This window comes from Ornithinibacillus scapharcae TW25 (assembly GCF_000190475.1).
Lineage (GTDB): Bacteria > Bacillota > Bacilli > Bacillales > Amphibacillaceae > Ornithinibacillus > Ornithinibacillus scapharcae.
The window spans coordinates 1-12,805 of record NZ_AEWH01000054.1; the positions used below are offsets into that span (position 1 = coordinate 1).

Annotated in this window: 3 protein-coding genes and 1 pseudogene; all 4 read right to left on the bottom strand. The window is 38.1% G+C overall.

Going from position 1 to position 12,805, the window contains the following annotated elements:
• On the bottom strand, positions 1 to 1,913 hold a 1,913-nt coding region (locus tag G5W_RS22900), incomplete at its 3' end, for a KS-MAT linker domain-containing protein (protein WP_010097878.1).
• Between the two features lie 42 nt (positions 1,914 to 1,955).
• Positions 1,956 to 3,464, bottom strand: coding sequence for a type I polyketide synthase (locus G5W_RS22905; RefSeq protein WP_237706224.1), 1,509 nt, complete (start codon positions 3,462 to 3,464; stop codon positions 1,956 to 1,958).
• Between the two features lie 84 nt (positions 3,465 to 3,548).
• Positions 3,549 to 3,671 (bottom strand): annotated as a pseudogene (locus tag G5W_RS24900) (acyl carrier protein); the annotation flags it as partial.
• Positions 3,665 to 12,640, bottom strand: coding sequence for an SDR family NAD(P)-dependent oxidoreductase (locus G5W_RS0114845; RefSeq protein WP_010097880.1), 8,976 nt, complete (start codon positions 12,638 to 12,640; stop codon positions 3,665 to 3,667). The pseudogene G5W_RS24900 and the gene G5W_RS0114845, both read right to left, overlap by 7 nt.
• Between the last annotated feature and the right edge of the window lie 165 nt (positions 12,641 to 12,805).

The window sequence follows — 12,805 nt, forward strand, 5'->3', positions numbered from 1 at the left end:
AGTGTTTCATTCCGGTTGGCAATGATGATGCTGACCTTTGTTCCAGGCATAACGAGTCCTGTAGAACGTTCGATTCCAATCCAGGATTCTAGATGAGAACGTTCCAGGTCGTCCTGATATCCACCAGCAAGTAAGACTCTGTCAGGCTTCACCTTAGCCTCTGCAATTCCTTGAAGCAGGTATAATATTCCGGTTGAATCAGTAATCCACTTTTCCTCTTCTGTTGGCCATAAATAGAGGACTGCGTCCACCTTACCGACCGATGTCATAATATCTTTCAAACATGCGACATAACCGCTTTTATCTCCATAATGAACGGTGTAACGGTTTGTGGATTCCTTTTGATAGCTTTCTCCAAACCCGATGAAGTTTATCGTTATCTCAGGGTTCAGTTGTTTCAGATTCCTTTCGATGACCTGTCGACGGTTTTCATCTGTCACCAGAACAACAACACTATGAAGCTGTTTTTCTTCTAGTGTTAATGCCGATTCCTCCCATTTCTCTTCAAACGTCATCAATTCATACTGTTCCTTCGGTTCCGTTTTTGATTTAATAGGAGGAACCACTTCCTCAATATTCTGATTTTGATAACGAAGACCGGTTATAGCAGCCACTACATTTTCTGCTTGATCATACAGCACAATATCAAGCTCTAAGAGACTATCCTGTTCAGAGTTTTTTATGTTGATAACTCCCCACAGTGGTTGGCCAGCTTGAACAGGAATCTCTATTTTTTTCATAGAATACAGTCTATTAGAACCACTCTTGTTGCTTAGATAAACATTCGCCGATTCCAGGCAAGCTTCCAGCAAATCAATATCTAACACTTCTCGTTCCTTATACCCCTGATTCTCTTTTTCTTTCATATCCTTAAAACGAACCAAAAGACTTCTTTGTTCCGTATCATCTGTCCGAACCTCTTCTATGTATTGATCCATTCTATTACTGTTATTGTCGGAATGCTTAATTGTATATTGTGCTTGTAATTCATTCAGCGGTGATGTTACCATACTCTCGATTTCTATAACACTTACTTTTCCTTCACTACGTACTTCCGGCTCCTCTTCAGAACCTTCTACTTCTGTATAGATCTCCCATTCAAGACTACCATCCGCTTCAGGATAAAGAGCCATATGAACCATCGTATTTTGGCTTACAACTACTGGATCTATCCATTCAACATCCTGTATCACGATGGTAGAATCTTTCCGAACAGCCATCGATCGTTGGGCCGCCACCCGTATCATTTCTATATGTATAGACTCTGGTATGTGATAATAATTTTCATCGATCGAATTCAAAAAATCCTCTGTTCCGGTAAATACAGAACTAAAACGTTGTCCCCTTAGATCAGAGGTGTTTTCATGAACAAAAGGATGGATGGTACCGGTTTGAGATACCGGTACCAGAGATTGCTTTCTTTTCGTTGAAATCCAATACTGATCTTTTGCAAATGGATAAGTTGGTAGACTGATAGAATGCGGTCTAACTTCTAAGCCTTGGTACAACTTAGCCCACTCTATCCAAACCCCTTTAGTCCAAAGCTCGAGAACTTTTCCATATTTCCTTTGCATTAACAAGTTTTCTACCGCAAGTTCAAGTTCCTCTTCATTACTAAAAACGGAAACAAGCTCGTGATTACTGTTTGCAGAACCTTGATAGAATTCGTCTATATTTCGATCACCTGCGATATATAATTCCAGCTTTCCTTTTAGATCCGTGATATTATTAACTATGAAGGCTAAACGTTCCTCCATATGCTCTCGTCCTACCGAAAGTGTAAAGCTAATATTTGGAAGATCTTTATCCGTCAATTCCTTTTTTTCAATTGTCATAGTTAACTGACGGACTTGTTCTAGAAGTCGCTCATTATCCTTGGCAGATAATAAGATTACTGTGGGTTGAAACTGCATGATTATATTCCCTCATTTCTAAACAAGAATTAATAGATCCCTTTACAGTTCTTTATGGTATTCTTCAATTATTACATGGGCGTTTGCCCCTCCTGCACCGAATGAAGATACACCGGCAATACGGGGATATTCTTTCCTCATACCACTCAGTTCTAAAACTGGTCTACTCCACTCTTTCAATTCTCTCTGCACATAAAACGGACTGTTCGCAAAGTCAATTAGTGGATTTAATTCATCAGCATGTAGAGTTGGTGCAATTTGGCCGTTTTTCATCTGAAGAATAGCTTTCATTAATCCAGCAATTCCTGCTGCTCCTTCTAAATGACCAATATTCGATTTCGCTGAACCAATAGCACAGTACTGCAAGTCATCTGTATCATTTCTAAAAGCTTGTGATAACCCAGAGATTTCAATTGGATCTCCTAATTCAGTACCAGTTCCATGTGCTTCAATATAACTAACAGATCGAGCATTAACACTAGCTTTATCCAATGCATCACGAACTAATTTAGCCTGTGCTTTAGGATTAGGAACGGTATAACCGTTTGTTTTTCCACCATGATTAATACTAGTTCCTTTAATAACACCGTGAATGTTATCCCCATCCTCGATTGCCTTTGAGAGTGATTTTAATAAAATTACTCCCACACCCTCACCTGGTACAAAGCCGTTCGCTTCCTTTCCAAAGCTCTTACAAACGCCATCTTTTGACAACATATTTTTTTCACATAGTAGTATATAGGTAGAGGGATGTGTATATATATTGACGCCTCCTGCTACGGCCATCTCACAATGACCACGTCTTATGTTCTCACAAGCTTCATGTATAGCTGACAAAGAGGAAGAACACATGGTATCGATTGGTAGGCTTGGCCCATTCAAATCGAAAATATAGGAAATACGATTTGCTACTGAACTGAAAGATGTGCTTGGGTGAATATTCTCTCCTTGTCTCCATAAATCTGGACCATGTAAATCAAAACCTGTTCTTGTTATTCCTATAAACACCCCTACGTTCCCATTATGTTGTCGCTTTATTCTTTCCCTACTGTAACCAGCATCCTCAAATGTCTTCCAACTTTCTTGTAATATCAATCGTTCTTGTGGATCCATATTCATTGCTTCACGTGGAGAAATTTTAAAGAAAAGAGGATCAAATTCGGAAAATCCATCTATAAAACCGCCCCACTTACAATAACTTTTTCTTTGCTCCAGTGCTTTTTTCACATCATCTACATAAAATCCATCTAATGGCCAACGATCCCTAGGAATTTCTGTAATACTATCTTTTCCGTTTTTTAAGTTTTCCCAATACTCATCAAGGTTATTTGCCTCCGGGAATCGCCCACTCATCCCAATAATTGCAATTGGGATATCTGTGGTTACTTCGTCCTGAATTTCCTTTTGGCTAAACACTTTCATTTTAGGTGAATTTATCTTAGTAAAATTGTTGACCACCGGTTTATTAGTATGTTTGATAGAATTTTTAGGTGAATTTTCCTTTTGTATCTTTTCCTCAACATGATCGACTTTCAAATCAAACAAGCTCAAAAGAATATCTCTTTGGTTACTCATCAAGTATTGAACTAGTTCTTTAATGGTTTTGCACTCAAAAAACAAGGTGCTGTCTATATTCTTAAAGACATTTCGAAATGCATGTGTTAAGTGTTTAACCATTATAGAATCTATCCCATATCGCTCGAGTTGTTCACTTGTGTCTAACTGCTGATATGGGATTTTAAGAGCATCTCCTACCAACTTTTTAATGAATGTGGTACTTTTTCTCTTAATAGATAATCAATCTTGACACTGCTTTCTTCTTTCTTGGATTCCGTAGATTGAACTAAACCGTCACTAGAAGCAACTTTTTCACCTTCGACTAGCATATTCACTTTAGACGTATCACGTCTCATATATAGAATTTGACACTCAGGGTAACGCAAAATAAGGTCTAAATCTTCCATAGCTTTCATCGGCTCAATTGGATTCATACCTGACATAGATAATCGAATCTTATAGGCTTCTGTAAGTGATTCACCTATACCAACATTTCCCCAATATCCCCAATTTATCGTTTTAACATTACATGTTAAATCTTTCGAAAGTCTTCGTGCAAACCCATCCTTAAATGTACAACCAGTAGAATAGCCACTTTGGCCACCTAATTTACTAAAGGCAGTAACAGATGAGAAATATAGCATCAAATCAAGCGGTTCATTTTCAAATACTTTTGCCATATGAACACTCGCATCTATTTTCACTCCGATAATGGTCTTATACATATTGACATCCATTTCGGCAATGCTTTTATCAAGCATTCCCACAGCAGAATGTACTACTCCATGAACATGGGGATATATCCGCTTGATTTCGTTATAGGCATTTTCCAAAGACTCTAAATTGGTAGCATCTGCTGATAGATAGTATGGTGCTGGCCCCAATAAACTAAGTCTAGTAATCTTTTCATCTATATCCTTATTCCGTTTACTACGACCGATCCATATTATATTTGCTTGGAAGTTACGAATCATATATTCACTCCATACCTCACCGATACCGCCAGCACCACCGATCACTACATAAACACCACCTTGACGATACGTGGTTTCTTTCAGCAATGGGGGTGTATCATGATGAGTCACAAGTTCCAATTTGTACCACTCATGATCTCTAAGTGCAACTGTATTTCCTTCATCATCTGTAGGAATGGATAGCATACGAGTGATTGGCCAATTGGTTGTGGTTCCCATATCAATAAGACGAATGTTCCAATTCGGGTATTCTTTGGCAACAGAACCTATTAGTCCATGTACTCCCGAATGTGTTGGATTAATCACTTCTCTGTCAAATACGTGCTGAGTTTTACAAGTGATAAATGTAAATTCCAGCTCCCCCTCGGAATATCCAAGTTGATGAAGGGACTTAAAGAGTTTAAATAAAAATATTACTCCTACTTCCTGTTCATTAAGTACTTTATTATAATGAATGGTGTTCTCCTCAAATACTGGGGCTATCCAAACAATATGATCTATATTCCCATATCCCTGCAAACTTGTCGCAAGCTCATCAATAGAAAGGTTATCATGTTGAATATCCCAGACTTTCCCACTAGGGCAAGCACGTAAAAATTCCATTCTTATTTCCCCTGAACCACCAACAATCAACATATTCCCATGGCATGAAAATTCTTCCTTACTATCTATGGAAATCTTTTTCCATTTTGGAATCATTACGGTGTTTTCTTCACTCCCTTTATTTCTTTCAGCATTATATTTAACAAAGCTTGCATTAGGAACCATGGACGCAATATCTAACTCGTTATCATTTGATATTGGTAATGTGTACTCCTTTTCTGAAAGTTTAAAGGTGTAGTTATTTATCTTTACATAGATTTTCCCCTCATCATTGCATAAAACAATATCTACCTTTTGGGTTGAATCTAATATTGATTTGTGATCATCTTCTCTCAATTGAATATATACCCACATGTTCCTATCATAAGAATCCATGATTTCTAGATTTTCTAATGCGATACCAACAGGTTTTCTCGCTGTCATTACACCTTTCGTTTTATCCCGTTTAAATGAAAGTCCTGTAACTGCTAGTAATGCAGACTCGATTAAATTAGGATGAAGTGAAAGGATGTTCTCATTGTCGCTCTCTTCACTTTGTAATGCTACTTTAGCTAGAACAGCATCTTTACCTGTATATAGTTTTTCTATTCCAATTGACTCTCTATGATCTATTTCTAACGCCTTTAGGATTGTGTTAAATTCTTTTGACTCTACTATTGCTTGGTTGCAGTTCCCCTGTATATTTCTAATATCTAATTGGTTATCCAATGTAGTTTGTAAAAAACTTCCTTTTCCTTGGCAAAATACAGTTTCTTCATGTTCGCTATAAATCTTATAGACAATAGTTTCATCATCCTCAAGGAAAATTTCCGTGTATACTTTCCCTTGTTTTTCATCACCGATTGTCTCAAACCACTCAACATCATGGAGTGTAATCCCAGCGGTTTGTATTGCCAGATCTTTTCCTGCATCATGAATCGCCATTCTCGCCATTTCTAAATGGACACCTTTAGATTTTTGAAAGTACTGGCTGTTAGTAAATGTTTTTATGGAATCCAAATTTTCTTCAAGGTTGGTCAAATAGCGCTGTCTTGCTAGGGTTGATACATTTTGATGAAGCAAAGGATGTAAAATTTTGATATTAGATTGTTTCGTGGTCTGTGCTATTGCTGTATTTTCAACCCAGTGATTCTCCCTTGCAAACGAATAGGTTGGAAGGTGCACTTTTGTTAGCTTTATATTTCTAAGTAGATTTTCACATGATATTTCATAACCCATACAATAATATTCAGCCAATGCATAAAGATTTTCTTTGTATGCTTTAGAGTTGCCTTCGATATCGACACATTCTGCAATTAATTCGTCGATTGTTCTAGATATTGCTGATCGAATCGTAAAGTCTTTTGTGACCGTACCCTTAAACAGGTTCGGCATATCCCCCCCATTTGCTGAGTGTTGTAGCACATGTAGGGCATCATTTGTATTACTTACAACTACAGCAAAACGATATTGAAAATGCTGTCTTCCCTCCATCAATGTATAACTAATATTTGCTAGTTCTAATGGACGAAAGTCTTGTTCTCTTTCCAACATCACTTTCAAATCTCGGATTCTTTGTTGTAATGACTCTGGAGTCTTGGCCGATAAGGCCAATAGGTAGTAAGGCTTTTCTTTTAGACTAGAAGGAAGGATATTTTCACTCTCCTCTGGAACATAACTTTGTAGTACAACATGAGCGTTTGTACCACTCATTCCAAAAGAACTGACCGCACTTAATCGTCTCTTACCATCTCTATCTTTCCATTCCCTATTTGCCCTATTTACATAGAAGGGACTGTTTTCCCACTGGATATAATTATTAGGTTGCTCACAGTTAATACTCGCTGGAATCATTTCATGTTTTAATGACATAACAAGACTAATAAGGCTTACTAGTCCGGATGCCGCTAATGTGTGCCCTATATTTGGCTTGACGGATGTCAGGGCACAATAATTCCTCGCTTCCGAATAGTCTTTAAAGGCCTCTGAAAGTGCATTAATTTCTACAGGATCCCCAAGTTTTGTCCCTGTTCCATGCGTAACGATATATTCCATATCCTGTGGGTTAATATGATAATGGTCATATACTTCCTTGATTAGCTTACTTTGTGAACTTCCACTAGGTGCCGTTATGCCATTCGTTTTCCCATCATAGTTAATGCCACTTCCCACAATTGATGCATAGATAGGATTGCGATCTGCTTCTGCCTTCGATTGCCTTTTTAATACAATGGCAGCTACGGCCTCACCTGGGACCATTCCATTTGCTCGCTTATCAAAGGCATAGCATGTACCTTCTTCCGAAAGCATACCCGCATGATTCATACTATTGTAGAGTTCAGGAGTAATCATCAGATTGGCACCTGCAACAATAGCAGTATCACACTCGCCACTTCTTAGACTCTGGCAAGCTTGGTGTACCGCTACAAGACTTGAAGAACATGCAGTATTAATCGCCATATTCGGGCCATCTAGGTTTAAAAAATAGGAAAGCCGGGCTGCGAGTATAGCATTATGATTAGTGGTAATCCCCGCCTCATTACCAGCAATTGTCTTATAATCACCATCTTCTATTCCTACGAACATACCAATCTTTTCATTATCAAATGCTTTAGAACCATAGCCGGCATCCTCTAACGCCTTCCAAGTTTCCTGAAGTAATAACCGTTGTCTTGGATCGATATAACTTGCTTCGCGAGGGGAAATTTCAAAAAATAATGGATCAAACTCTGCCAGGCCTGGTAAGATTCCAAACTTTCTTCCCTTTCTATCCGCTTCAGGCCACTCCGTACGTTCATGTGGTACCTCGCGAATAACTTCTTTTCCTTCTTTGAGTATAGACCAAAATTCGTCTACACTACGTGCCTCTGGGAATCTTCCACTCATACCTATGATTGCTATGGAATCTTCCTTACTAACATCTCTAGATTTTTGATTACTAAAGTTTCTTCGAGTTATTTTTCTCTCTTTCTTATCAACATATTTCTCTTTAGTTGCCGCCACCCCTGCTAAAGCATAGGAAACTTCTTGTTCAACTTCTATGGGATGTTCTTCACCCTCATGATAAAACTCTGCCATCTCCACACGATACCGTTCTAATAAGTATTCACTTAATCTTTCCATCGTTGGGTATCCAAAGAATATATCCGGTGTAATATCAATTTGATAACGATTGCTTAGCAATTCTGCAAATTCTCCAAGGCTTACGGAATCAAAACCAAAGTCCGCAAGATTTTCCTCTATACCTAGTTTTTCCTTAGGTATTTGAAGGATTTGACTTGTATTATCCTTTAAATCCCAAAGTAAGCATTGTTCAATTGTCCAATCTTTCATTTCCGGTCTTCTACCTTTACCTGGTGAAACGATAACTTTATTTGTTTCTATTTTTTCCATCTTCGCGTCTACCTTTTCTTTTATTCTAAGAAATCTGTATACCCTTTCTCTGCTTCCTACCATTACTAAGTGTTGGTTTCTTGTTTGGGAAAGCAACTTCTCAAATATGGCTGTTCCTTCCTCAGACTCTAGGAATTTTTGTCCGCTAGACTTCAAATACATCTTGCTTCCTTCCTCATCTTCAAAGCCCATTCCTTCACTCTTCCAGAGTGGCCAGTTGATGATGACCGTTTTTCCAGGGTATCCTTCCTGCTCTCGATAAGCCCCATAACTCATGAGGAATCTGTTCCCCACGGCATAATCGCCATTCCCAAAATCTCCTATAATTGCTGAACTGGAGGAGAAATAACAGATGAAATCTAACGTTTCTCCTTGTAATGCTTCTTCCAAGGCAAGCGTACCTTGAACTTTTGGACCTAAACAACGAAGATATTCTTCGACACTTTTTTCTAATATGCTTCCCTTTCCTTCTATGCCTGCGGCATGAATCACTCCGTCTAACCTTCCAAAGTGTTCCTTACCAGCCTTTACTGCTTGTTTCAACTCGTCTGCATTACATACATCAGCACTGTAATACACCACTTCTGCACCGAGGTTCTTCAATTCCTGAAGCTTGTCTTTCTTAGCCTCTTCACTGCTACGATTGATAAGGATTAATTTCGCCTGATACTTCTCCACAAGCCAACGAGAAAAAATCATACCAAGTCCGCCAACTCCACCTGTCAGAAGGTAGACTCCTCCTTTTTTAAGAGGAACAGTTTGAGAACTTTCTTCTACCTGTATAGGGCGAATGCTGTTTACCATTCGATGATTTCCTTCATACCATACACTTTCTGCTTTCACTACGTGTATTTCCTTCCACAGACGTTCCACCCAGTCAGCGGAGTGTGTTTCATTCCGGTTAGCGATGATGATGCTGACCTTTGTTCCAGGCATAACGAGTCCTGTAGAACGTTCGATTCCAATCCAGGATTCTAGATGAGAACGTTCCAGGTCGTCCTGATATCCACCAGCAAGTAAGACTCTGTCAGGCTTCACCTTAGCCTCTGCAATTCCTTGAAGCAGGTATAATATTCCGGTTGGATCAGTAATCCACTTTTCCTCTTCTGTTGGCCATAAATAGAGGACTGCGTCCACCTTACCGACCGATGTCATAATATCTTTCAAACATGCGACATAACCGCTTTTATCTCCATAATGAACGGTGTAACGGTTTGTGGATTCCTTTTGATAGCTTTCTCCAAACCCGATGAAGTTTATCGTTATCTCAGGGTTCAGTTGTTTCAGTTTCCTTTCGATGACCTGACGACGGTTTTCATCTGTCACTAATACAACAACACTATGAAGCTGTTTTTCTTCTAGTGTTAATGCCGATTCCTCCCATTTCTCTTCAAACGTCATCAATTCATGCTGTTCCTTCGGCTCCATTTTTGATTTAATAGGAGGAACCACTTCCTCAATATTCTGATTTTGATAACGAAGACCGGTTATAGCAGCCACTACATTTTCTGCTTGATCATACAGCACAATATCAAGCTCTAAGAGACTATCCTGTTCAGAGTTTTTTATGTTGATAACTCCCCACAATGGTTGGCTAGCTTGTACAGGGATCTCTAATTTCCCCATCGAGAACAATGTATTAAAACCTCTTTTATTTGTGAGATAAACATTTACCAATTCCAAGCAGGCTTCTAGCAAATCTATATCTATCAATTCTCTTTCCTTGTACCCTTGATTCTCTTTTTCTTTGATTTCCTTAAAACGTACAAGGAGGTTTCTTTCTTTGGTGTTATCTGTCCAAATTTCTTTAATATAGTTGTCTATACTTGGAGTTTTTTTCTCAAAATCCTGGATTGGATAGCGTTCATCATATATTTTTGGGAGGGACGGTACTACTCTTTCTGTTTTTATAACACTCACTTTTCCTTCACTACGCACTTCTGGTTCCTCTTCAGTACCTTTTACCTCTGTATATATCTCCCATTCAAGTTCGCCTTCTGCAACTGGATATAGGCCCATATGAACGATTGTATGATGGTCTATTACTACAGGCTCTATCCACTCGACATCCTTAATCACAATGGTAGAATCTTTCTGAACAGCCATAGAACGTTGGGCAGCAACTCGTATCATTTCTAAGTGGGCTGACTCTGGTAAATACGATTTATTTTCGTTGGTTGAATGCAAGAAATCCTCTGTGCCGGTAAATAAAGAACTAAAACGTTGTCCGGTAAAATCAGAGGTATTCTCATGGACGAAAGGATGGAGCGCACCCGTTTGGGATGTAGGTATAGGATAGGTTATACCTTTATCTCCATTCACACTAAAATTTACTTTAGGCATCCAACATTTCTCTTTCACAAATGGGTATGTTGGAAGATTTATTCTCCTTTTGGTTTTTAATATCTGTTCCCACTCAATACTAAATCCCCTTACATAGAAATCAGCCAAATTTATTAACTGTTTCTTATATGCTAACGTGTGGAATTCTTTCATTTTCTTTATAGCACCGATGACGGTTCTATATTCCTCAATAACACGCTTCGAAAAATTTTCGTTTTTGAAGACTTCCCCTTTGTTCCAATCATCACTTTTTTTATTATCTAGAATTGCGACAAGCTTTTCCTGCAAGTCTATTAAATTATTGGATATAATAGCAATTCTTTTTTGAAAATGTTCACGCCCTAAAAGCAAAGTACTACTAATATCTTCAATACGAGCAACTTCCCTATTTTTCTCAATCCAATTAGATAAATTTATCACTTTTTGTTTTAATGACTCGTCATTTTTTGCAGATAAGGCTAAAAAATAATAGGAATGTGAAATATTCCTAGTCTCTTGTATCTTAGGAGGTTCCTCTAAAATAATATGTCCGTTCGTGCCGCCGAATCCAAAGGAACTTACACCTGCTCTGCGTGGGATATCGATTCCATCTTCGTCTTTAGGATGCCACTCAGTCACTTCATCAATCATGTAAAATGGAGATCCATCAAGAGAGATTTTTGGGTTTAAATGATGATAATGTAATATTTTTGGAAGCTTTTTATACTTCATAGCCATTAAGACTTTGATGACACCAGCAATCCCTGCCGCTGCCTCAAGATGACCTATATTGGTTTTGACTGTCCCAATTCCACAGTAATTAGACTTGGAATTAGTATTAATAATTGATAGTTCATCGTAAGCCTTTTGAAGTCCTTCAAATTCCATCGGATCACCTTTTGGGGTTCCTGTTCCATGAGCTTCAATATAGGTGATAGTATTAGGGGCAACACCCGATTTCTTTATAGCTTCTGTAATGACACTTGCTTGCGCATCAGAATTGGGATAGGTTAACGTGCGCATTCTGCCACCATGGTTAATAGCACTTCCTTTAATTATTCCATGTATGGTATCCCCGTCAGCTATGGCTTTATGAAGTGGTTTTAACAGGACGATGCCTGCTCCTTCTCCACGTACATATCCATCTGCATCTTTATCAAATGACTTACATTTACCAGTTGGAGATAGCATCCCCATTTGTGAAAAGGAAATTTGTCTTGTTGGTGAAAGTAAAATATTAATCCCGCCAGCTAAAGCCATCGTACAATCTTCATTAATTATCGACTGACAAGCTGTATGAAGTGCGGTAAGAGAGCCGGAACATGCGTTGTCTATTTCGAGGCTAGGTCCTTTTAAGTTAAAATAATATGAGATTCGATTAGGTATTACAGTAGAGGCGGTACCAGTTGAATGATGTGGTACAATGTCTTCATGGCTTCTTTCAATAAGCTCTTTAAAATCGTGATTAAAAGCACCAATGTAAACACCAATATTTTCACCTGACACACTACTTGGTGGTATTCCTGCATCCTCAAAACAAGACCAAGCTAGCTCTAACATGATTCTTTGTTGTGGATCCATCGCATCTACTTCTCTATTCGATAAACCAAAGAATCTTGTGTCAAACGTGTTTACATCATTTATAAAGCCTCCCCACTTACTTACACTTTTGCCTTTATATCCTTCAGGTAAATTGGTAAAATCTTTATAGTTCCATCTATCACCAGGAACCTCTTGAACACTAAAACGACCATTTTCGAGATTTTCCCAATACTCCTCATAATTTGTAGCATCTGGAAATCGGCAGCCTATTCCAATAATGGCAATATCTTTCCTCTCAGATTTCATTACTGGATTACTAGAATATTTTTCTTTGAATTGTGATATTATTTTTTTCACAACAAACCTCCGAAAAAATAAATATTTATATTCCTCATGTATAAGAAAATCTACTATTACTTATTCACTAGAATAACATTACGAAAATATTTTCGTCAATTTTAATATAATTACAAATAAACTGATAATTCGACAAATTTCTCCGTTAAAACACAGTGTGTACGT